A 22,282-nucleotide genomic window follows, 5' to 3' on the forward strand; every position below is an offset into this window, starting at 1 on the left:
TCTCGCGCGACCCGGCTAAGCGTCGATCTGCTCGCGGTCCAGCTGCGCGCTGCCTGCCACGATGAAGTCCTTCCGCGGTGCCACGTCAGAGCCCATGAGCAGCTCGAAGACCTGCTCCGCCCGCTGGGCGCTCTCGATCGTCACGCGGCGGAGGCTGCGGTGCCGGGGGTCCATAGTGGTCTCCGCCAGCTGATCGGCGTCCATCTCGCCCAGGCCCTTGTAGCGCTGGACCGGTTCCTTGTGCTTGCGCCCCTCGGACTCAAGGCGTGCCAGCACGCGGTGCAGCTCTGCGTCCGAATAGGTGTACACCATCTCATTCGCCTTGGACCCGGGGTTGATGACCTCGACGCGGTGGAGGGGAGGAACGGCTGCGAACACCCGGCCGGCCTCGACCATAGGACGCATGTACCGGAAGAACAGGGTCAGCAGGAGCGTGCGGATGTGGGCGCCGTCGACGTCGGCGTCGGTCATGAGCACCACGCGGCCATAGCGCGCGGCGCTGATGTCGAAGCTCCGGCCGGAGCCGGCGCCGACCACCTGGATGAGCGCCGCGCACTCGGCGTTCGAGAGCATGTCCCCGACCGAGGCCTTCTGGACATTGAGGATCTTGCCCCGGATGGGCAGGAGCGCCTGGAACTCGCTCGAGCGGGCGTGGCGTGCCGTGCCGAGTGCGGAGTCACCCTCAACGATGAACAGCTCCGAGCGTGCCGTGTCGTCCGTGCGGCAATCGATGAGCTTGGCAGGCAGCGTCGAGGTCTCGAGCGCCGTCTTGCGCCGCTGCGTCTCCTTGTGGACGCGCGCGGTGATTCGCGACTTCATCTCGTTGACGACCTTCTCCAGGAGCACGGAGCTCTGGTTCTTGTCGCCGCGGGCCGTCGAGGAGAGCTTCGCCGTGAGCTCCTTCTCGACCACTCTGGAGACGATCTGGCGCACCGCGGGGGTGCCGAGGATCTCCTTGGTCTGGCCCTCGAACTGGGGCTCGGCGAGGCGCACCGTGAGGACGGCGGTCATTCCCGCGAGCACGTCGTCCTTCTCGAGCTTGTCGTTGCCCGCCTTGAGCTTGCGCGCGTTGGCCTCGACGGCCTTACGGAACACCTTGAGCAGCGCCGCCTCGAAGCCCGACTGGTGGGTGCCGCCCTTGGGGGTGGCGATGATGTTCACGAAGGTGCGCAGGGTGGTCTCGTAACCGACCCCCCACCGCAGCGCGACGTCGACCTCGCACGAGCGCTCCACTTCCGCGATCCGCGAATGGCCCTTCTCGTCGAGCACCGGCACGGTCTCGGAGAACGTCCCGGCGCCGTGCAGCCGCCAGACCTCGGTGACGGGCGCGTCGATGGCCAGGTAGTCGACGAACTCCGCGATGCCGCCGTCGTGGTGGAACACCTCCTCGTGCGGGCCCTCGGCGCCCGGGGTCCCCGCGAGCCTGCGCTCATCGCGCACCGTGATCCGCAGGCCGGGCACGAGGAACGATGTCTGGCGGGCGCGCGTGACGAGCTCGTCGTAGGAGAACTTGGCGTCCGGGGTGAAGATCTGCCCATCCGACCAGTAGCGGATCCTCGTTCCGGTCACGCCCCGCTTCGCCTTGCCCACCACGTCGAGGACCGAGTCGTCCACGAAGGGCTCGAAGGGGGACGACGGCGCCGGGCGCCCCGCGTCCCGGAACCGCCCGGGCTCGCCCCGGCGGAAGGACATCTGGTAGGTCTTGCCTCCGCGGTCCACCTGGACGTCGAGGCGTGCGGACAGCGCGTTGACCACGGACGCGCCGACGCCGTGGAGGCCGCCGGAGGCCGTATACGAGCCACCGCCGAACTTGCCCCCGGCATGCAGCTTCGTGAAGACGACCTCGACGCCCGAGAGACCGGTCTTGGGCTCGACGTCCACCGGAATGCCGCGGCCGTCGTCGTGCACCTCGACGGAGCCGTCGGCATGGAGGATCACCGCGATCTCGTGCCCGAAGCCGGCCAGCGCCTCGTCGACCGAGTTGTCGATGATCTCCCAGAGGCAGTGCATGAGGCCGCGCGAGTCGGTGGATCCGATGTACATGCCCGGCCGCTTGCGGACGGCCTCGAGGCCCTCAAGGACCGACAGGTGCCGGGCGGTGTATTCAGAACTCGGTGTCACGCGCGCGGCACTCCTTCGGTGGGACGGGTCTTCAGCCAGACTGTGCTCCGGCGGGACGGCACAGTACAAGACAAGACTAGTGGCCCAGCGGATCGGTCCTGTGAACGCCGCCCGTCGGCGCACTGACCTGTCGCCGAAGCGCGGACCACCACTTGGCCTCTGTTGCCGAACCGCAATACGCCCCGAGCGAAAGTTGCCAATCCTTGGCACAAAACGACGAAGCGCCGGTGTTAGATGTAGTGAACCGCGTGAAGCACCGCGTGAAAGCTGAGGAGGCTGAGATGACTGCAGCACTTGCCGATCCGATTCTGACCGCCGTCGACCGCTGCGACCGCTGTGGCGCCCAAGCCTATGTGCGAGTCGTCTTGGAGGCGTCGGGAGGCGAACTCCAGTTCTGTGCGCACCATGCGCGCGCTGTGGAGTCGACGCTGCGCCCCTTGGCGTCCGTGTGGCACGACGAGACGAGCCGACTGACCGACCCGGTCGCCCTCGCCGAGGACTGATGCCTCGCTGAGGCACGGCCCCGGCGGCCGACGCAGGCCGGGAACTGGAAGAGGGCCCGGACACCTTCGAAAGGTGTCCGGGCCCTCTTGCGTCTGCGTCCAGTCATGCCTGGCGGCGATGCGCCTCACCGACCCGAGAAGGTGCGCCGCGGCGCTCAGCCGAGAGGTGCCGCGGCGCGCGTGCTCAGTCGAGGTAGTCGCGCAGGACCTGAGACCTGGACGGGTGCCGCAGCTTCGACATGGTCTTGGACTCGATCTGGCGGATCCGCTCACGGGTCACTCCGTAGACCTTGCCGATCTCGTCGAGGGTCTTGGGCTGGCCGTCCGTGAGTCCGAACCTCATCGCGACAACGCCGGCCTCCCGCTCGGACAGCGTGTCGAGGACCGAGTGGAGCTGCTCCTGCAGGAGGGTGAAGCTCACGGCGTCTGCGGGCACCACCGCTTCGGAGTCCTCGATGAGGTCGCCGAATTCCGAGTCGCCGTCCTCGCCGAGGGGGGTGTGGAGGGAAATCGGCTCGCGGCCGTACTTCTGGACCTCGACGACCTTCTCAGGCGTCATGTCCAGCTCCTTGGCGAGCTCTTCCGGGGTGGGCTCGCGGCCCAGGTCCTGGAGCATCTGCCGCTGGACGCGGGCGAGCTTGTTGATGACCTCGACCATGTGGACCGGGATGCGGATCGTGCGTGCCTGGTCCGCCATGGCACGGGTGATTGCCTGGCGGATCCACCAGGTGGCGTAGGTCGAGAACTTGAAGCCCTTGGTGTAGTCGAACTTCTCGACCGCGCGGATCAGGCCGAGGTTGCCTTCCTGGATGAGATCCAGGAACAGCATGCCGCGGCCCGTGTACCGCTTGGCGAGGGAGACGACGAGGCGGAGGTTCGCCTCGAGGAGGTGGTTCTTTGCCCGCTCCCCGTCATGGACGATCCGCTCGAGATCGTGGCGGTACTGCGTATCGAAGGACGCGCCCTCCTCATCGAGCTTGTGCTTGGCGAACAGGCCGGCCTCGATGCGCAGCGCGAGATCGACCTCCTGCTCTGCGTTGAGGAGCGCGACCTTGCCGATCTGCTTCAGGTAGTCCTTCACCGGGTCGGCGGTCGCACCGGCACTTGTGACCTGCTGGACCGGGGCGTCATCCTCGTCGGCGTCGGAGATGACGATGGCCGTGCCCGATGCCTTCTCCTCGCTCTCGGCAGCCTCGCTCTCAGCGACGATCTCGCCGTCGGCAGGGGTGACCAGCTCGAGGTCCTCCTCGGTGGCCTCCTCATCCGTGCCGGTCTTGGCGTCCGCCGCCTCTGCGGCCTTGGCCTTGGTGCTCGCCGCGCCCTTCGGGGCAGCCTTCGTCGCCTTGCGCGCGGGCGCCTTGGCCTTCGATGCAGCCGACTTGGCCGGGGACCGCTTGGCCGCAGTGCGCGCAGGAGCGCTCGTGGCCTTGGGGCTATCCGCCATGGCCGCCTGGGCGGTCTCATTTTCCGTGGGGGGCGTCACGTTTACCTTCCTGCCTCTGTGCCGGTGGTTGCCTTGAGGGCAACACCACAGTGACCCTGTCAAGTCCGAGTGGCTGCTGACGCTGCCGTTCCGGCCCGAAGGGTCTCTGTTCTACAACCCTCCGCACGCTGAATTCGTTCCCGTAAACAGGGATCGAAAACAACTGGCCGGACTCGGACCCAACCGGGTCTGGCGTCCATTCTCTCATGAAGGGCCGCGCATCTTCACCATTTCCGTCGCACGGGCGCCCCACCTCGCGCGGAAGGTCCCTTGGGGGCCGTTCACGCCGCCTCCGATGCCCGCCGCCACGCCGTGGCCTCGCTCCTCGACCAGCCGGCAAGCTCACCCTGCTGGACCAAGCCCATGAGAAGGTGGGCCAGCCGATAGCGGGGATCGGCGGACAGCGCGCGCTCGAGGTAGGACACGCATCGGCCGCCCCGCCCCCGGGCCCATTGAACCCACCCCAGCACAGCCAGGGCCGGCGCCCGGACCTCGGCTTCCTCCATGCGAGCCAGCTCCAGGGCCACCCGCTCAAGCCGAGCGATGCGGTCCCACGCCGGGGCCTCGCCGGTGCAGCCCATGAGGACCAGCCCGAACTCGAAGGCCGAGACCGTCTCGGGAGGCTCCGAGCCGGTCCCATCGTTCGCCGACGTTGGGACTGCCCCCTCGGACCAGCAGTCCAGGGCCGCGGCGGCCTCGGCGGCCGGAACGCCGCCCGGCAGCGCTGGGGGGACGCCCCGCGCCGCCTCCCGTGCCGAACGGTCGGGGACCGCTGTCCGCAGGACTGCGGTCGCAGGACTGCCCCTCCACGCCGTCGCCGCGTCCGCCGCCGAGGCCACGAGCACGGCATCCCGCAGTGCCGGCCTCAGCAGGGTCGCGGCCAGCAGCCGGAGCCGTTCAGGCCCAGGGGTGTCCGGCCCGGACAGCACCTCGTCCCAGACAGCGAGCGCGGCGGTGAAGTCATACGGATCCCACCAGCACTCCGGGTCCTGGAAGTAGGCCTCGACCGCAGCGGACACCGCCGCCTGCGGCAGGCTCCGCCACGGCCCCTCTGAGACGGCGCCCGTCCGATAGGAGCTGCCCCGGTACACCATCTCCGCCTCGACCCGGCTCTCCCGCAGCGACGCGATGCTCGCCCCCGGCCACGGGCAGCACAGCACATCAGCACACGTCGTGGTCCGCCAGTGCTCGGCGCCCACGGCCCAGACCTCGAGCACCGGGACGCCCTCCTCCGCCAATCGCGCCACGACGGCCTCCACCACGCCGCGGTGCGGAGGCCGCGCGGGATCGCTCCATGCCTCCTTTGTGTAGAGCGCGAGGACCGCGCCCGCAGGCCGGTCGTGCGAGACGTAGCCTGCGACCGTGTCGGCGAAGCGGGCCAGCCTCGCCGGGCTGCAGCGTCGGGGCAAGTCGATCCGCAGGGTCGGGCCGAGCCGCCCGTCACCGAGGCACACTGCAACGAGGCTCTCCTGCGGCCATTCGCCGAGCGCATGCGGGATGTAGGCCAGGATGTCCTCCGGCGTCTGGATCGCGAGCGGCTCGTCGGCCGGCGGCTCCATCGGCACGGGCCTCGGGACGGACTCGGCGCGCGTCCGCGGCGGGAGGGGCGCCAGGGAGGATGGCTCGTGGTCGGCGGCGGCTGACTGGTCGCCCGCCGCTGGGCTCGAGTCCGCAGCTGGCGCGGCATGAGCCGGGTGAGCATCGGGAGTCGGATGAGGGGTGTCGAAGGAGGGCTGCTGCGTGTCGTCCATGGCCCCAGTCTTGGCGGTGCGCCACTGGGTCCGGTGTGGACCGAAGGCCTATGTGGACGACACGCCGATTACGCCCCTGGGGAGGACGAGGGGCGACGGTCCGGGCCTCCCGTAAGTCGTCAGTCCGGGCTGCCCTGGCTGCGGCGCTGCTCCCTGAAGGCGGCCCAGGCCTCGCGCAGCGGCGGGACCGTGACCCCTTGGGCCTCGAGGTTGCGCCGCACCCTGCGCCGGACGCGCATGAGCGCGAACGCACCGCCTCCGAGCACGAGCAGCTGCACGGCGAGCGCCACCCGGAAGGCGTCGAGGCTGTAGAGGCCCTGCGGCGAGAGCCCGAGGGCATGCTGGATGTCCAGAAGGTAGCCGACGAGGAACATCGTCAGCAGGGCGGCGACGAAGCCCCCGATGTTGACGATCCCGGTCGCCGTGCCCAGTCGATGCGACGGGTTGAAGGTCCGGGCGAAGTCGAATCCGATCATCGAGCTGGGGCCGCCGAGCGCGAGGACGGCGACCAGCACCGCCATGAGCCACAGCGGAGCCTGCCCGGGGGTGAGCAGCACGGCGATCCACACCAGCGCGGTCAGTCCGGAGATGGCCAGCACGAGCGTCGACCGGCGCAGTGGATACCGCGCGACGAACCGCCCCATGGGCGGCCCCGCCAGGATGGCAACGGCCACGAAGAACGACATGAGCCCGGCCGCAGACGAGGAGCTGTACCCCTCACCCGCCACCATGAAGGGGAAGCCCCACATGAGCGCGAAGACGTTGCCGCTGAACTGCACCGTGAAATGGCTCCACATACCCAACCGGGTCCCCGGCTGGCGCCAGGCCGCCCCCAGCACCGTGAGCGTGCCCTCAGGCTCGCCCTCTGGGGCGGGCCTCACACCGGCGGGTGAGTTGCGCAGGACGCTCAGAGCCAGCACCACCACGAGCACAGACATGGCCGCGAGGCTCATGAACGCCTGCGTCCAGCCCGTGGCGTGCAGGAGGGCGAGGAAGGGGATGACGCTCACGAGCTGCCCCAGCTGGCCCACCACGCCGGTGAGCTGGCTCATCAGGGGGGATTTGCGCGAGTCGAACCAGAGCGGCACGAGCCGCAGCACGGACACGAACGTCATCGCATCCCCCATGCCCACGAGCATGCGGCCGATGATGCCCGTCACCACCGACTCGGCGACAGCGATCTGGAGCTGTCCGAGGGCCATGAAGACCGCGCCGGTGGCAATCATGATGCGGCTGCCGAAGCGATCAACGAGGATTCCCACGGGGATCTGCAGGGAGGCGTAGACGACAAGCTGGAGCACCGTGAAAGCCGAGAGCGCGGCGCCTCCCGCGTGGAACCTGTCCGCCGCCTCAAGCCCGACGACGCCGAAGGACGTGCGCTGGAGCACCGCCACCAGGTACGCGAAGACTCCGATTCCCCAGACCGTATAGGCGCGCCAGCTGTTCACCCCCCCGATCCTAGTGCGCGCTCGGGACGTCCCCCGGCGAGCCTCCGCCAGCCGGTGGGAAGAGCCCGCTACTCCGAAGCGCCGCTGCCAGCGGCCTCCCCGGGCGAGCCGCCGGCGTCGTCCGTCCCCGGTTCCTCCCCGGGCGAGCCGCCGGCGTCGTCCGCTTCGGCATCCGCCTCACCGTGGGAGGCGAGGTACGCCTCCACTGCTGCACCGAGATCCTCGGCCGTGGGCAGCTCGTCCGCGGGCCCCGCGAGGAGCGAGCGCCGCGGGATCTCTGCGGTCCGGTCGTCGAAGCGCTCCTCGAGGCCCGAGACGACCTCGCGGATCTCCTCCGATGCGGCAACCTGCTCGGCGACCTGCCGCTCCACATCGCGGGCAGCTTCCCGCAGCCGGTCGCTCGGGAGCATGAGCGAGGCCGCGGCTCCCAGGTGCTCGAGCCCGGTCACGGCAGCACCCGGGTACTCGGCCTCCGCAAGGTAATGCGGCACGTGGACCACGAAGCCCGTCACATCGTGGCCGCCCTCGATGAGCCGCAGCTCGATCAGATGGCCGACCGCGCTCGGGAACTCCACGACCGGCTTCCAGCGCGAGATCCCCTCGACGAGCTCCGGCCGGTTCCCGTGCACGGTCACCCCGAGCGGACGCGTGTGCGGGACCGGCATCGGGATAGCGTGCACCCACAGCGTCTGGGTCACCTCGAGCTGGTCCACCAGTCCCACGACGGCGCGCGCGAACCGCTCCCACTGCAGGTCCGGTTCGGGGCCCGCCAGCAGGAGGTAGGGCCGTCCGAGGCCGTCCTCGAGACGGTACAGCGCAAGCCTCGGCGACTCATAGCCTTCGAGATGGTCCTCGACGAACCGGATGCGGGGTCGCCGCGAGCGGTAGTCCAGCAGCTGGTCCACGTCGAAGGCGGCCAGCGCGCCGTCCCCTTGGACACGGATGAGCTCGTCGACGATCTGGCGCACCGCGTGCCCGGCGTCCGCGAAGCCGGTGAAGCCCATGATGAGCGGCAGGCCGCGGATCCCCTCATCCCGGCTGAGCTCGAGTGCGGCGGTGTACAGGCCGGCGGGGTCCTGCAGGGGCCCGGACACGGGGTCGATCACGGTAGCGGTCCTCTCGTCACTCTGGTGGCGACAACATAGGGGGGCCTTCCATCATTCCATCTGCCGCCACCGCGTGCCGGATACGATCGGGGGACGTGAAGCAGTCGCACCACAAGGAAGAGGCCGCCGTGTTCTCCAACAGCCAATCCGCCCTCCGGGCAGTCTCGAAGGACCTGCGCAAGACGCCGAGCGACGTGCTCGTGGTCGGCGTCGCCCAGAGTGCGGACGGGCCCGTCCTGCTCGACAACCCGCTCACGGCGCGCAACGCCGAGGCCATCGGGTCCACGCTCGCCGCGCTCGGTGTGACGGGCGCGCCGGACGAGCTGCACCGGCTTCCGGGACTCCCGGAGGCAGGGGCCCACGTGCTCGCGCTCGCCGGGGTGGGGAAGGTTGCGCCGGGCGCGGCACCGACTGCCGAGCAGCTGCGGCGCACAGCAGGCTCCGCTATCCGCCAGCTCGCGGGCCACGCGAGCGTCGTCCTCGCACTTCCGGCGCCGACTCCGGAGGACGTCGCCGCGATTGCCGAGGGCGCCGTCCTCGGCTCCTACTCCTATATCGAGCACAAGTCGGATGCGGCAGACGCGAAGGAGAACGTGGCCACCGCCATCATCTACACGCCCGCTGCGGGTACTCCGGCGGTGGAGGCAGCCCTCGCGCGCGCCTCGGTGCTCGGCGCGGCGGTGAACGCCACCCGGACGCTGGTGAACATGCCGCCGAGCCAGCTCTACCCCGAGACGTTCGCCGACGCCGCCCGCGACCTCGCCAAGGGCCTGCCGGTCAGGGTGACCGTGTTCGACGAGAAGCGCCTCGCGAAGGACGGGTTCGGCGGCATCCTCGCGGTGGGCCAGGGGTCGGTGCGGCCGCCGCGCCTCGTCAAGGTCGAGTACGTTCCCGCGAAGGCGCCCGCGGCCAAGAGCGTGCACCTGGTCGGCAAGGGCATCACCTTCGACTCTGGCGGCATCTCCATCAAGCCCGCCGCCAACATGGACCAGATGAAGAGCGACATGGCCGGCGCGGCGACCGTCCTGAATGCGACGCTGGCCGCGGCGCGGCTCGGCCTCCCGGTCAAGGTCACGGCATGGCTCTGCATCGCCGAGAACATGCCCTCGGGGAGCGCCCAGCGTCCCGCGGACGTGATCACCATCCGCGGCGGCCGCACGGTCGAGGTCCTCAACACGGACGCGGAGGGACGCCTCGTGATGGCAGACGGGCTGGCGGCCGCGAGCGAGGAGAACCCGGACGCGCTCATCGACGTCGCGACCCTCACAGGCGCCGCGCTCATCGCGCTCGGCACCCGTACTGCTGGGGTGATGGGGGACGACGCCGTGACCGGCCCGCTGCTGGAGGCGGCAGCTGCCGCCGGGGAACCGGCGTGGCCCATGCCGCTGCCCGAGGAGCTGCGCGCGGGGCTCGACTCAGCGACGGCGGACATCGCCAACGCCGGAGAGCGACCCGGTGGGATGCTCACCGCCGCCATCTTCCTCAAGGAGTTCGTGGGGGTGCGCGCCGACGGCACTCCCATCCCCTGGGCGCACCTCGACATCGCAGGCCCGGCCTTCAACACCGGTTCGGCGTACGGGCACACACCGAAGCAGGGCACGGGGTCCACGGTGCGCACCCTCGTGAGGTACCTCGAGGAGACGTCTCGGGGCTGAGCCCAGAGGCCAGCCGGTGAAGGGCTCGCCGCACGCAGCTCTCCTCGGGGGTCACCAATTCTCACGATGCGAAATTGAAAATCCGTTTCGTGAAAATGATATGGTTCCCGTGACTCTTGACACAAGGCCGGGACTTTCGTTCCGGGAAGGTGGAGCATAGTCGGTCGGGGAGATAGGGTTTCCCTGATACCGGGCCTGCGCGGACCGCCGCAGGCAAAATGTCACATCCGACGGCGGAACACGCCGTCTACAAGGCGAGGGAGCGTCCACGTGGCCGAAGCGGCAACTGCGCACGAATTCGACATCTTGATCCTCGGCGGCGGAAGCGGCGGCTACGCCGCGGCTCTCCGGGCCTCCGAGCTCGGCTTCTCGGTCGGGCTCGTCGAGAAGGGCAAGCTGGGCGGCACGTGCCTTCACAACGGCTGCATCCCCACCAAGGCCCTCCTCCACTCCGCGGAGATTGCCGACCACGCCCGCGACGCCGGCAAGTACGGCGTGAACGTCACGCTGGACAGCATCGACATGAACGCCGTGAACGCCTACAAGGGCGGAATCATCGCCGGCAAGTTCAAGGGCCTCACGGGCCTGATCAAGTCCAAGGGCATCACGGTCATCGAGGGTGAGGGCCGCCTGACCGCCCCGAACACCGTGACCGTCGGGGGCACCGACTACACGGGCAAGAACATTATCCTCGCCACCGGCTCCTACTCCCGCAGCCTCCCCGGCCTCGAGATCGGCGGCCGCGTCATCACCTCCGATCAGGCGCTTGAACTCGACTACGTGCCCAACAGCGTGATCGTCCTCGGCGGCGGCGTCATCGGCGTCGAGTTCGCCTCGGTCTGGAAGTCCTTCGGCGTCGACGTCACGATCGTCGAGGGCCTGCCCTCCCTCGTCCCGAACGAGGACGCCGCAATCGTCAAGCAGCTTGAGCGGGCGTTCAAGAAGCGCGGCATCAAGTTCAGCACCGGCACGTTCTTCCAGGGCGTCGAGCAGAACGAAAACGGCGTCAAGGTCACGCTCGTCGACGGCAAGACCTTCGAGGCCGACCTCCTCCTCGTCGCCGTGGGCCGGGGGCCGTCCACGGCGAACCTCGGCTTCGAGGAGCAGGGCGTCACCATCGACCGCGGCTTCGTCATCACCAACGAGCGCCTGCACACCGGCGTCGGGAACATCTACGCCGTCGGGGACATCGTCCCGGGCGTGCAGCTCGCCCACCGTGGCTTCCAGCAGGGCATCTTCGTGGCCGAGGAGATCGCCGGCCTCAACCCGGTCGTCGTCGAGGACGTGAACATCCCGAAGGTCACCTACTGCGACCCGGAGATCGCCACCGTCGGCTACACGGAGAAGGCCGCCAAGGAGAAGTTCGGCGACGATCAGGTGCAGACACAGGAATACAACCTCGCGGGCAACGGCAAGAGCTCGATCCTGGGCACGTCCGGCCTCATCAAGGTCGTCCGCCAGAAGGAGGGCCCGGTCGTCGGCGTCCACATGATCGGCGCCCGCATGGGAGAGCAGATCGGCGAGGCGCAGCTCATCGTCAACTGGGAGGCCTACCCGGAGGACGTGGCCCAGTTCATCCACGCCCATCCGACGCAGAACGAGGCGCTCGGCGAGGCCCATCTGGCCCTGGCCGGCAAGCCGCTGCACGGCTGAGCCCACCCCGACACCATTCGCACGCAGAAGAATCAAGGAGCACGGGGACCTATGTCTGAATCCGTCAACCTCCCAGCACTCGGTGAAAGCGTCACCGAAGGCACCGTCACCCGCTGGCTGAAGCAGGTCGGCGACCGCGTCGAGATCGACGAGCCCCTCGTCGAGGTCTCCACCGACAAGGTCGACACCGAGATCCCTTCCCCCGTCGCGGGCATCCTCGAGCAGATCCTCGTCGCCGAGGACGAGACCGCCGAGGTCGGGGCGCCGCTCGCGATGATCGGTGACGGCTCGTCCGCGGCGTCCGACGGCGGTGCGCCCGCCGCTCAGGAGGCGCCGGCCGAGGCCGCGCCGTCGGAGCCCGCCGCGCCGGCCGCGGCCGCGCCGTCGGAGCCGGCCGCGGCGCCCGAGGCGTCCCAGGCCCCGGCAGCGGAGCAGTCCGCCGCACCGGGCGCCGCCTCCAATGCACCGACCGAGGGCCACGAGGTCAAGCTCCCGGCCCTGGGCGAGAGCGTCACGGAGGGCACCGTCACGCGGTGGCTCAAGCAGGTCGGCGAGACCGTCGAGGTCGACGAGCCGCTGCTCGAGGTCTCGACCGACAAGGTCGACACCGAGGTCCCCTCCCCCGTGGCGGGCACGGTCCTCGAGATCCGTGTCGCGGAAGACGAGACCGCCGAGGTCGGGGCCGTCCTCGCCGTCGTCGGCTCGGGTTCACCGGCCGCTGGTGGCCAGCAGCAGGCACCCTCGGCCCCCGCCGAGCAGCAGGTCCAGCCGGAGGCACCGGCCCAGCAGGCGGCGGCACCGGCCACTCCGGCGGAGAAGCCAGCTCCCGCCGAACAGCCCGCCCAGCCCGCAGAGGCTGCCCAGGCGCAGCCCACGCAGGCAGCCCCCACCCAGGCGGCGCAGCCCGCGGCGGCCCCCGCGCCCGCCGCCCCGGCGGCGAACGCCCAGGGCGGGGAGTCGTCCGGCTACGTCACCCCGCTGGTGCGCAAGCTGGCGAACCAGCACGGCATCGACGTCACCACGCTCACGGGCACCGGCGTCGGCGGCCGCATCCGCAAGCAGGACGTGCTCGCGGCGGTCGACGCGCAGAAGGCCTCCGCAGCCGCACCGCAGCAGTCGGCGGCTTCCGCCGCACCGGCTGCCGCGCCGGCCCAGCCGGCGGCCTCCTCGCTGCGTGGCACCACGGAGAAGGCACCCCGCATCCGTCAGGTCATTGCGCGGCGCATGCGCGAATCGCTGGACACCTCGACCCAGCTCACGCAGGTGCACGAGATCGACATGACCAAGGTCGCCAAGCTCCGCGCTCGTGCCAAGGACCAGTTCCGGGCGCAGAACGGCACCAAGCTGACCTACCTGCCCTTCATCGCGAAGGCCGTCGCCGAGGCACTCAAGCAGCACCCCAAGCTGAACGCCGAGTACGACGAGGAGAACCAGCAGATCACGTACCACAACGCGGAGCACCTCGCGATCGCGGTGGACACGGACAAGGGCCTCCTCGTCCCGGTGATCAGCAACGCGGGCGATCTGAACCTCGCAGGCCTGGCCGGGCGCATCGCTGACGTTGCCGCACGCACGCGCAGCAACAAGATCGGGCCGGACGAGCTCTCCGGGGGCACGTTCAGCATCACGAACATCGGTTCCGTCGGCGCCCTGTTCGACACCCCGATCATCAACCAGCCCCAGGTCGCGATCCTCGGCACGGGAGCCATCGTCAAGCGCCCGTGGGTCTCGCAGAACGCGGAGGGCGACGACGTCATCTCGATCCGCTCGATGATGTACCTCTCGCTCACGTACGACCACCGTCTCGTGGACGGCGCCGATGCAGGACGCTTCCTGCAGACGCTCCGCAAGCGCCTCGAAGAGGGCGCGTTCGAGGCCGATCTGGGCCTCTGATCCGGGGCCCGGCGCCTCTCCTGAGGCCGCCAACGCGCGACGGCGCCTGCTCCCCTTGCGGGGGCCGGCGCCGTCGCGCGTTTTCGTTACCCAGTTGGGATCCACGTAGGCCACCGAACGGTCGGGAGGGCCGTGCGCCCCGCACTAGACTCGGGGCATGACTGTCGTCCTGAGCATTGTCGTCTTCCTGCACGTCGTCGGTGCGGCCATGATCGTTGGCCCCTGGATCGCGAACATGAAGAATCCCACCGTCGGTGCCCGGCAGTTCGACGGTGCCATGACCCAGCTCGTCACGGGCATCATCCTCGTGGGCCTCATCACCGTCCTCTCCAAGCAGGCGGACAGCGGCGTCCAGCCGCTGGACACCAACCTGTACATCAAGCTCACGTTCAAGTTCGTCATCGCGGTCGTCGTCGGCGCCCTCGCGTTCGTGGGCAACCGCCGGCGCAAGTCCGGTGAGAAGGTCGCCCCGGGCCTCGCGCACGGCGTGGGCGGCCTCGCCCTGCTCAACATCGCCATAGCGACGATCTGGCAGTAGCCCGTCCGGCGGCTCGTCCGCGGCCCCGTCGCATCGGTGACAGCACCGGCGGCGGGGCCTTCTTTGTGCCTAGGATGGGCGAGGACGACGCAGCCGCTTGGCTGTGCCGCGGCACACCGACCACGGAGCAAGGAGCACTCATGGCTACGATCCGCAACGCGCACACCGTCTGGAACGGCACCCTCATGGAGGGGTCCGGGCAGACCACCCTCGACTCGTCCGGCCTCGGCACTTACGACGTCACCTGGAAGGCCCGCAGCGAGGACGCCAACGGCAAGACCAGCCCGGAGGAGCTCATCGCCGCCGCGCATTCGGCGTGCTTCTCGATGGCGTTCAGCAACGGCCTCGCGGAGGCCGGCTACACGGCCACCGAGATCACCACGAAGGCTGCAGTCGACTTCGTGCCCGGCAAGGGCATCCAGACCAGCAAGCTCACGGTCACCGCGAAGGTCCCCGGCATCTCCGAGGACGAGTTCCAGAAGATCGCCGACGGCGCCAAGGCCGGCTGCCCGGTGAGCCAGGCCCTCGCGGGCATCACCATCACGCTCGACGCCACGCTCGAGGCCTGACCTCCCCACCGCGCTGGCCCGGAGTGCCCCGGGCCAGAACACCCCGAGGGCCCCTCTCCGCATCGGAGAGGGGCCCTCGTGGCGCCCTGGCCTCCTGGCGCGAGGGCCTACCCGGCCTCGGCCCTCTCGGGACGGGCCCAGGGGCGCTCAGCCCTCGTAGGCCGGAACGGCCTCGGCGGCGGCGAGGTCCTGTGGGCGGGGCGGCAGCGGCGCGGGCCGGACGGACCGGTAGCCCTCCCGGGCGGGCGGCCGCTGGGTCGGGATCTCCACGAGCATTTCCTTGAGCACCCCGATCCCGTGCTCGAGCTGGGGGTCGATGCCCGCGGCATAGGCCTGGGGCGGGTAGGCGACCTCGATGTCCGGCTCGACGCCGAAGTTCTCGACGCCCCATCCGATGCCGCCCTCGAACCACGTCGCGTAGCGGGGCTGGCTCACGCCCGTGCCGTCGGCGAGCTTGAAGCGGTTGTCGATGCCGATGACCCCGCCCCACGTCCTCGTCCCGACGACGGGGCCGATCCCCCGCAGCTTGCCGACCTGGGTGATGATGTCGCCGTCCGAGCCGGCGAACTCGTCTGCGAGGATCACCACTGGGCCGCGCGGCGCCTGGCGCGGATAGGTCCGCGGCTGTTCCCCGCGCGGCATGCTCCACCCGGTCACTCGGCGCCCGATGAGCTCGGCGACGAGCTGGGATGTGTGGCCGCCGCGGTTGCGGCGCACGTCGACGATGAGGGCATCCAGCGCGGTCTCCGTGTCGAGGTCGCGGTGGAGCTGGGCCCAGCCGCGGGCCGCCATGTCCGGGACATGGAGATAGCCGAAACGTCCTTCCGAGGCCTCGCGGACGAGCCTGCGGTTCGCCTGCACCCAATCCTGGTACCGGAGGCGCTCCTCGTCCCGGATGGGCACGACGGCGATGCGCCGGCTCTGGCCCGCGGCCTCACCGTGCCCGGCACCGTTGACCATCGTGAGCTCGACGACCTTGCCCGCCGAGCCGGCCAACGCGATCGCCGGGCCGAAGTCCGGGGTGAGGGGAACGCCGTCGACCTCGAGGAGCCGATCCCCGGGCCGCACGTCGGCACCGGGCGAGGCGAGCGGCGAGGCGGCGAGCGGGTCGGAGGACTCGCTGGCGAGCACGCGGCGTACCACCCAGCCGCCGTCGAAGTCGAACTCCCCGCCGAGGCGGCCTTGTCCGCCGGCGCCGGGCTCGGTCACGGGGGCAGGGGTGACGTAGGCGTGCGAGGTGCCCAGCTCCCCGTGCATCTCCCACAGGAGGTCCACGAGGTCGTCATGGGAGCCGAGCCGGTCCACGAGGGGGCGGTAGCGGTCCCGGACCGCGTCCCAGTCTGCCCCGGCCATGTCCTGGGTCCAGTAGAAGTCCCGCTGGAGCCGCCAGGCTTCGTCGAAGGCCTGGGCCCAGACCGCGGCCGGGTCCAGACGGACGCGGATGCGGGCAAGGTCTACCTCGACGTGCTCGGCATGCCCGTCCTCGGCCTGCCGGTCGCTCGGCACGCTGTGGACCCCCCGCTCCCGCACGTAGACGACGCGCGAGCCGTCGGCGCTGAGCCGGTACCGTTCCAGCGCCCCCACGATGGTGGTCTCGACCCCGGTGCCGAGGTCGAGCCGGTGCAGGGTCGGGGCCACGTCCTTGTCGCCGGGCTTCGCCTTGCCCTCTCCGGTGGCCCCGGCGAGGTCCTGCGACATCCACAGGAGAGCGCCAGGGGGCGCGGTGAGCTGCGAGTAGTTGCCCTGGCGCACCGGCACGGCCGTGATCCGGTGCTGGATGCCCTCGAGATCGACGGCGACCTCCGGCACGGTGCCCGCTCCCCCGTCGCCCCCGGACGCTTGAGGGTCAGCATCGGTCTCGGGACGTGTCCCGGCGGCGTCGGCCGCCGACCCGAACTCCGCCACGCGCGGGCCGAAGGGGCTCGCCGTGGTGGCCGAAAGCGGCACGATGTAGGGCTTGATCGGGCTCGGGAACGCAAGGTCGAACGAATGGCCGTCGTAGACGGGATCGAAGCTGCGGCCGGACAGGAACGCGAGGTACTTCCCGTCGGGGCTGAACGCGGGCGAGGCATCCCAGAAGCGGCCGTCCGTGACGTCGGCGACCCTGCCCGTCTCCCGGTTCGCGAGGCGCACCTTGGAACGGGAGCCGAAGGCCGTCACGGGTTCGCTCCACGCGAGCCAGCGGGAGTCCGGGCTCCACGCGAGCTGCTCGATGGACCCTTCCGAGACGGTGCTGATGGTCGTCGCGGTCCCCTGCTCCACATCCACGAGGTGCACGTCGCCGAACGCTGTGCCGACTGCGATGTACCGCGCGTCGGGGCTGGGCACGAGCTCCGCGGCGCGGTGGCCGGTCGGCAGCGCGATGCGGCGCAGGCTGGGCAGCGCGTCGGCCTCCTCCGGTGCCGCCGGGGCGATTGTCCGGGCAGGCACCGCGTAGGAGCGGAAGGCCGCACGCGCCGCGTGGGCTGCGGCTGAGGACACCGCCGGGCCGCCCTGGACCTCCGTCTGCGACCCCGCGGCGCCGGCTGGGGCAGGCGCGGCGTCGTCGCTGCGGACGGCTCCGGCGTCGAGTCCTCCCCGGCCGAGAGCGGAGACTGGTCGCGGGAGGCCGTCCGCCGGCGGGGCTGCGGTCCCGCGGGACTCCACGGCCCCGGGGAACGGCAGCGCCGTGGAGTCGGGAGTTCCCCGGCTGGCCTGGCTCGCGGCACCGGCCGACGCTGCCCCGGCCGGCGCTGCGCCGCTCCTGAGACGACGGATGAAGAGCCCCTCCTCGCCGTCGTGGTCTGCGATGAACGCCACGGCGTCGTCGCCGAGGGGGCGGGCGAGGCGGGCGCGCACGCCCGGAGTCGCCTCCACCACCCGCGAGGGGCCGTCGCGGTGGGTGAGCCAATGGACCGTGCCGTGGGACTCGACGACGCTCGCACGCCCGTCCGCCGTCGGCATGACGTCCCCGAGGTGACGCCCGACGGCGAGCGGCACCGTGCGCCGGGACGTCGACGCCGAGGCGAGCGCCACCTCGAGGCGACGCGGCTCGGCGTCGAGGCTGTCCAGGAGCCAGAGCTGGCCAGCGCTGTCGAAGACGATCCGGCGGCCGTCGGTGCTGGCGTGACGGACGTAGAAATGATCGAAATCGGTGTGCCGACGGAGGTCTGCGCCCGTGCGGTCCACCGAGTAGAGGTTTCCGACGCCCTCATGGTCTGAGAGGAACGCGATGCGCCCCTCGATCCACATCGGGTCGGACAGGTTGCCCTCGAGGGTCGGGGCGAGCCGGCGGAACTCTCCCCCGCCGTCGGGGTCGATCCAGAGCTTTCCGGCCGCGCCGCCCCGGTACCGCTTCCAGTGCGCCGGCTCCTTCGACAGCACGCTGCCCAGCACGACGGGCCGGTCGTCCCCGACGCTGGGCCCGTAGGCGACCGAGTCCACGGGCCCGTAGGGCAGCTCCTCGAGCCATCCGCCGTCGAGCGGAATGGTGTAGGCGTGGGTGTGGCGGCTGTCCGGCTGGTTGTGCGCGCTCATGACGATAACGCGCCCGTCCGGTGCGAATCCCTTGACCCGTGTGGTGGAGTGGCCGAACCAGGTCAGCTGGCGGAATCCGCCGCCGTCGACGTCCGCTGAGACCACCTCGGGCGCGCTGCCCTGCACCACCGTCCAGACGACCTTGCCGCCGTCGGGAGCGAAACGCGGGTTGCGCGCGGGCAGGCCGAGCGAGGACAGCCGCCACGCGCGGCCGCCGCCCACGGGTGCGAGCCAGACGTCATCCTCGGCGACGAAGGCCACGAGGTCCCCATGTATGTGGGGATAGCGGAAGTAGCTGGAGCCAGTCATTCTCCGATCATAGGCAGGGCACCTGTCGGCGACGTGGCATGTCCGGAGGCTCGGCGGCCAGTGTGACGCGCGCCGCATCCCGAGGCTGCCGCGAGCAGCGGCGGGACGGGCGTCACGCGGGAGCGATGGCCGCGACCCTCCAGCTCCCTCCCGCACGCTGCACCACCACCCGGAGCTCCTGGTCCGCCCCCGAAGGCCGCTCGCCGACGGTCGTCCCGCTGCTGTCCTTCACCGTGTACCCGCTCGTGACCACCCGCGCACGCACGACGGCGATCTCCGCGCCGGCCGCACGCGGGGCACCCGGGTCCTGCCTGCTCCCGCCTCCGGCCAGAGGTGCGTCAAGGGATGCGGTCAGCACGCGGGCGCTGAAGCCCTCGAGCTGCTGGCCGTCCGCGGCCAGGCGGTCCAGCAGTGCGGTGTCGGCGGCGTGGGCTGCTGATCCCGGCGCGTTGACGGCGGCGAGCAGTTCCCGGTCGCGGGCGGCGATCGCGCGGGCCCGGATCTCGGAGAGTGCCTGGACCGCCTGCACCGGATCCGCGGACTCCGCCGAGTGCCGGAGCCGGTCCGGCAGGGCCGCCCACGAGGCGGGCCGGACTGCCGCGTCCATGCCGACCTGCTGGGCGGCTATCGCGCCGTCACGTCCAGCGGTCGGCGCGGCTCCGAAGCCCACCCACCACACGAGGGCGAGCACAGCGCCGACGGCAGTCGCCGCGGCGCCTGACCAGAGGAGCCAGCGCCGCCGGCCATGGGCGCGGCCGCGACGGTGGGAGCGTGCTCCCCGCCTGTCGGCCCACGCGCCGCTGGCCTGCGCGCTGGCGGCACGACGTCGGCCGGCGCGTCGGCGTCGTGGCAGTCCGCGGCGACGGCCCAGGGAAAGCAACTGCCGCCGGCTGCGTTCGGGCTCCCGCCGGCGCGTGATCAGCTGGGGCAGGACGGTGTCGTCCACGGCTGCGGCGAGATCCACGTGCGCGGGCCGGGCACTGCGGAGTATCGACCGGGCAAGCTCCTCGGCCGAGGGGCGCTGCCGGGGATCGTCCCGGAGGGCGGCCTCGACGGCCGCGGTGAGCTCCATCGGCACGTCGTCGAGCAGGAGGGGAAGGGGCGCTCGGGCGTCCGTCGGGGCGGGCGGCGCGCCCGTGAGCGCAAACCAGGCCACCGCTCCGAGGGAGAAGACATCATCGGCGGCGGCGAGGACCGCGGGACGGAGGGCACCAGCCTCAGCGGGGCGGCCGGCGTCGTGCGTGGAGGCCGGTGTGGACCACGGCGCAGTGAATCCCGGTGTCCCTCCGCGTTCGACGCCCTCGTCTCCGATCATGCGGCCGAGGCCGAAGTCGGCGAGGAGCGGCTTGCCTTCCACCGTGAAGAGGATGTTCCCGGGCGAGACATCCCCGTGGGCCGTGCCGTCGGCGTGCAGGGCGGCCAGCGCCTGGGCGATCGGCGCCACCGCCGTCACGCACTCCCCCACGGGCAGACCCCCACGCACCTGCACCAGTGCCGCGAGCGAGCCTCCCGGAGCGTAGTCGGCCAGGATCGCCACAGCGGGCTGGCCTGATGCTTCAGCAGGCAGTGCCGCATGGACCCGGAGGATGTGCTCGTGCGGCCGCGCCTGGGCGATGCGGACCTCTTTCCGGGCCCGCTCGAGCAGATCCTGCGCCGGGCGGTCCATGGCGTTGTCGCCGACGATGACCTTCGCCGCGAACTCCCGGCCGGTAGCGGACTCGCGCACGAGCCACACCGCGCCCGCCCCTCCCGCCCCCAGGGGGCGCAGAGTCTCATAGCCGGGCAGTACCGGCAGAGGCCCGGGCAAGGCCGCCGAGGCCGATCCCAGATCCCCAATGCCGGACCTGCCCGACGGGTCCGACGGCTGTGGCTGGCGGAGAGCGTCCATGGCTCATGTCTACCGCAGATCCGGTGAGAGCCTCGGAAGTTATCCACAGGCAGCCGCGGTGCGACCCTCGTCACAGTCTTCGGGGGCCGACGGGGCCGAGGACTAAGCTTGTCCCCATGACTCTTGCGTTCACCCGGCTGGGGCTCGCGCCTGACTATGTCGAGTACTCCGACGGTCTGGCCGCCCAGCGCGAGCTCCACGACGGCGTGGTGGCGGGAACCGCCCCCAGCACTGTCCTCCTCCTCGAGCACTCCCCCGTGTACACGGCAGGAAAGCGCACCGAGGACCACGAGCGTCCCCTCGATGGCACCCCCGTGATCCCCGTCGACCGCGGCGGCAAGCTCACGTGGCACGGGCCGGGCCAGCTCGTGGGCTACCCCATCGTCCGGCTGGCCGAGCCCCGCGCGATCCGGGCCTATGTCGAGCTCCTCGAAGACGTCATGATCACGGTCATCTCCGAGTACGGGATCAAGGCCGAGCACGTCGACGGCCGCTCCGGCGTCTGGGTGCGCGCCGACGAGCGCGGCGGCGACCGGAAGATCGCCGCAATCGGCATCAGCGTCCATGACGGCGTCACCGGCCACGGGTTCGCCATCAATGCGAGCAACAGCCTCGAGCCGTACAGCCAGATCATCGCGTGTGGGATCACGGACGCGGGGACGACCACGATCTCGGCCGAGTGCGGCCGCCTGGTCACGCCGACCGACATCATCGACCGCATCACCGAGGAGCTCTCCCGCCGTGCGGACGAGTTCGTCGCCCAGACCGAAGCGGTCCCCGCCGCGCCGGCGCAGAACGAAGGAGCACTCGCATGACCCTCGCGCCCGAAGGCCGCCGTCTCCTGCGCATCGAGCAGCGCAACTCGCAGACCCCGGTGGAGCGCAAGCCCGAGTGGATCAAGGCCAAGGTCCAGATGGGGCCGGAGTTCATCCAGCTCAAGAACCAGGTGAAGAAGGAGGGGCTGCACACCGTCTGCGAGGAGGCTGGCTGCCCCAACATCTTCGAGTGCTGGGAGGACAAGGAAGCCACCTTCCTCATCGGGGGCTCCGAGTGCACCCGGCGCTGCGACTTCTGCCAGATCGACACGGGCAAGCCCTCCCCCCTGGACCGCTTCGAGCCCACCAAGGTGGCCCGCTCGGTGCAGTCCATGGGCCTGCGCTACGCGACCGTGACCGGCGTTGCCCGCGACGACCTCGAGGACGAGGGCGTCTGGCTCTATGCGGAGACCATCCGCCAGATCCACGAGCTGAACCCCGGCACCGGCGTCGAGATCCTCATCCCGGACTTCTCCGGCAAGCCGGAGCACATCACGGCGATCTGCGAGGCGCGCCCCGAGGTGTTCGCCCACAATGTCGAGACCGTTCCGCGTCTGTTCAAGAGCATCCGGCCCGCTTTCCGCTACGAGCGCTCACTCGATGTGCTCACCCAGGGCCGCGACCAGGGCATGGTCACGAAGTCCAATCTGATCCTCGGTATGGGCGAGACCCGCGAGGAAGTCTCCCAGGCGCTGCGGGACCTGCACCATGCCGGCTGCGACCTCATCACCATCACGCAGTACCTCCGCCCGTCGGAGCGCCACCACCCCGTGGAGCGCTGGGTCAAGCCGGAGGAGTTCGTCGAGCTGTCCCAGGAGGCCGAGGAGATCGGCTTCCTCGGGGTCATGAGCGGACCGCTGGTCCGATCGTCGTACCGCGCCGGCCGGCTCTGGGCGACCGCGATGCGCAAGAAGGGCTGGGAAATCCCGGCCCAGCTCGCGCACATCGAGTCCTCCGGGACGACCCGGCAGGAGGCGGCCACGCTGGTCGCCGCCCGGCACGCCTGAGCCGCAGCGCGCCGTCGTGCGCCCGCA

The 22,282-nt window shown here is 70.8% G+C and carries 15 protein-coding genes; 8 read left to right on the forward strand and 7 right to left on the reverse strand.

What is annotated here, in order from left to right; translation table 11 throughout:
- Positions 1–15: 15 nt before the first annotated feature.
- The gene (locus IE231_RS01770; RefSeq protein ID WP_189692190.1) at positions 16–2,121 is read right to left on the reverse strand and encodes a DNA gyrase/topoisomerase IV subunit B; all 2,106 of its coding nucleotides are present in this window, start codon (positions 2,119–2,121) and stop codon (positions 16–18) included.
- A 281-nt stretch (positions 2,122–2,402) separates the two neighbouring features.
- Here IE231_RS01770 and IE231_RS01775 point away from each other — a divergent pair, with 281 nt between their 5' ends.
- On the forward strand, positions 2,403–2,624 hold the full coding sequence (locus tag IE231_RS01775; protein WP_189692191.1) for a DUF7455 domain-containing protein: 222 nt from the start codon (positions 2,403–2,405) through the stop codon (positions 2,622–2,624).
- 184 nt (positions 2,625–2,808) lie between these two features.
- On the opposite strand, the gene IE231_RS01780 is transcribed toward IE231_RS01775, so the two are convergent.
- The 4 genes from IE231_RS01780 to IE231_RS01795 form a co-directional block, all read right to left on the reverse strand.
- A complete protein-coding gene (locus IE231_RS01780; RefSeq protein WP_189692192.1) occupies positions 2,809–4,107 on the reverse strand; it encodes an RNA polymerase sigma factor in 1,299 nt (432 codons plus the stop codon).
- Between the two features lie 281 nt (positions 4,108–4,388).
- Entirely contained in the window at positions 4,389–5,858 is a 1,470-nt protein-coding gene (locus tag IE231_RS01785; protein ID WP_189692193.1) for a DUF4192 domain-containing protein, read from the reverse strand.
- A 119-nt stretch (positions 5,859–5,977) separates the two neighbouring features.
- Complete coding sequence (locus IE231_RS01790; protein WP_189692194.1) at positions 5,978–7,306, reverse strand: MFS transporter; 1,329 nt, start codon at positions 7,304–7,306, stop codon at positions 5,978–5,980.
- Positions 7,307–7,374: 68 nt separating this feature from the next.
- Positions 7,375–8,412: a proteasome assembly chaperone family protein gene (locus IE231_RS01795; RefSeq protein WP_189692195.1), complete on the reverse strand. Its 1,038-nt coding sequence runs from the start codon at positions 8,410–8,412 to the stop codon at positions 7,375–7,377.
- Between the two features lie 128 nt (positions 8,413–8,540).
- On the opposite strand from IE231_RS01795, the gene IE231_RS01800 reads away from it, so the two are divergent.
- From IE231_RS01800 to IE231_RS01820, 5 genes are all read left to right on the forward strand, one after another.
- On the forward strand, positions 8,541–10,067 hold the full coding sequence (locus IE231_RS01800) for a leucyl aminopeptidase (RefSeq protein WP_189692314.1): 1,527 nt from the start codon (positions 8,541–8,543) through the stop codon (positions 10,065–10,067).
- A gap of 270 nt (positions 10,068–10,337) precedes the next feature.
- On the forward strand, positions 10,338–11,720 hold the full coding sequence (gene lpdA, locus IE231_RS01805) for a dihydrolipoyl dehydrogenase (RefSeq protein ID WP_189692196.1): 1,383 nt from the start codon (positions 10,338–10,340) through the stop codon (positions 11,718–11,720).
- A 51-nt stretch (positions 11,721–11,771) separates the two neighbouring features.
- A complete protein-coding gene (sucB, locus tag IE231_RS01810) occupies positions 11,772–13,613 on the forward strand; it encodes a 2-oxoglutarate dehydrogenase, E2 component, dihydrolipoamide succinyltransferase (protein WP_189692197.1) in 1,842 nt (613 codons plus the stop codon).
- 157 nt (positions 13,614–13,770) lie between these two features.
- Positions 13,771–14,151 carry a hypothetical protein gene (locus tag IE231_RS01815; RefSeq protein WP_189692198.1) on the forward strand — a complete coding sequence of 127 codons (381 nt, stop codon included), beginning with the start codon at positions 13,771–13,773 and terminating at the stop codon, positions 14,149–14,151.
- Between the two features lie 140 nt (positions 14,152–14,291).
- Complete coding sequence (locus IE231_RS01820) at positions 14,292–14,720, forward strand: OsmC family protein (RefSeq protein ID WP_189692199.1); 429 nt, start codon at positions 14,292–14,294, stop codon at positions 14,718–14,720.
- A 147-nt stretch (positions 14,721–14,867) separates the two neighbouring features.
- Here the strand turns inward: IE231_RS01820 and IE231_RS01825 are convergent, their stop codons facing one another.
- Complete coding sequence (locus IE231_RS01825) at positions 14,868–18,545, reverse strand: S41 family peptidase (RefSeq protein ID WP_189692200.1); 3,678 nt, start codon at positions 18,543–18,545, stop codon at positions 14,868–14,870.
- A 112-nt stretch (positions 18,546–18,657) separates the two neighbouring features.
- Entirely contained in the window at positions 18,658–20,433 is a 1,776-nt protein-coding gene (locus tag IE231_RS01830; protein ID WP_189692201.1) for a serine/threonine-protein kinase, read from the reverse strand.
- A 116-nt stretch (positions 20,434–20,549) separates the two neighbouring features.
- Here IE231_RS01830 and lipB point away from each other — a divergent pair, with 116 nt between their 5' ends.
- Positions 20,550–21,248 (forward strand): lipoyl(octanoyl) transferase LipB, encoded by a 699-nt coding sequence (lipB, locus tag IE231_RS01835; protein ID WP_189692202.1) that lies wholly within the window; start codon positions 20,550–20,552, stop codon positions 21,246–21,248.
- The gene (gene lipA, locus IE231_RS01840; RefSeq protein WP_189692203.1) at positions 21,245–22,255 is read left to right on the forward strand and encodes a lipoyl synthase; all 1,011 of its coding nucleotides are present in this window, start codon (positions 21,245–21,247) and stop codon (positions 22,253–22,255) included. Before lipB ends, lipA begins: the two co-directional genes overlap by 4 nt.
- Positions 22,256–22,282 lie beyond the last annotated feature (27 nt).

Source organism: Sinomonas cellulolyticus (genome assembly GCF_014656475.1).
Classification (GTDB): Bacteria; Actinomycetota; Actinomycetes; order Actinomycetales; family Micrococcaceae; genus Sinomonas; species Sinomonas cellulolyticus.

Coding starts and splice junctions, on each gene's coding strand:
- IE231_RS01775 (WP_189692191.1), top strand. CDS start 2,403: ATGACTGCAGCACTTGCCGATCCGATTCTGACCGCCGTCGACCGCTGC.
- IE231_RS01785 (WP_189692193.1), bottom strand. CDS start 5,858: ATGGACGACACGCAGCAGCCCTCCTTCGACACCCCTCATCCGACTCCC.
- sucB (WP_189692197.1), top strand. CDS start 11,772: ATGTCTGAATCCGTCAACCTCCCAGCACTCGGTGAAAGCGTCACCGAA.
- IE231_RS01815 (WP_189692198.1), top strand. CDS start 13,771: ATGACTGTCGTCCTGAGCATTGTCGTCTTCCTGCACGTCGTCGGTGCG.
- IE231_RS01820 (WP_189692199.1), top strand. CDS start 14,292: ATGGCTACGATCCGCAACGCGCACACCGTCTGGAACGGCACCCTCATG.
- IE231_RS01825 (WP_189692200.1), bottom strand. CDS start 18,545: ATGACTGGCTCCAGCTACTTCCGCTATCCCCACATACATGGGGACCTC.
- IE231_RS01830 (WP_189692201.1), bottom strand. CDS start 20,433: ATGGACGCTCTCCGCCAGCCACAGCCGTCGGACCCGTCGGGCAGGTCC.
- lipB (WP_189692202.1), top strand. CDS start 20,550: ATGACTCTTGCGTTCACCCGGCTGGGGCTCGCGCCTGACTATGTCGAG.
- lipA (WP_189692203.1), top strand. CDS start 21,245: ATGACCCTCGCGCCCGAAGGCCGCCGTCTCCTGCGCATCGAGCAGCGC.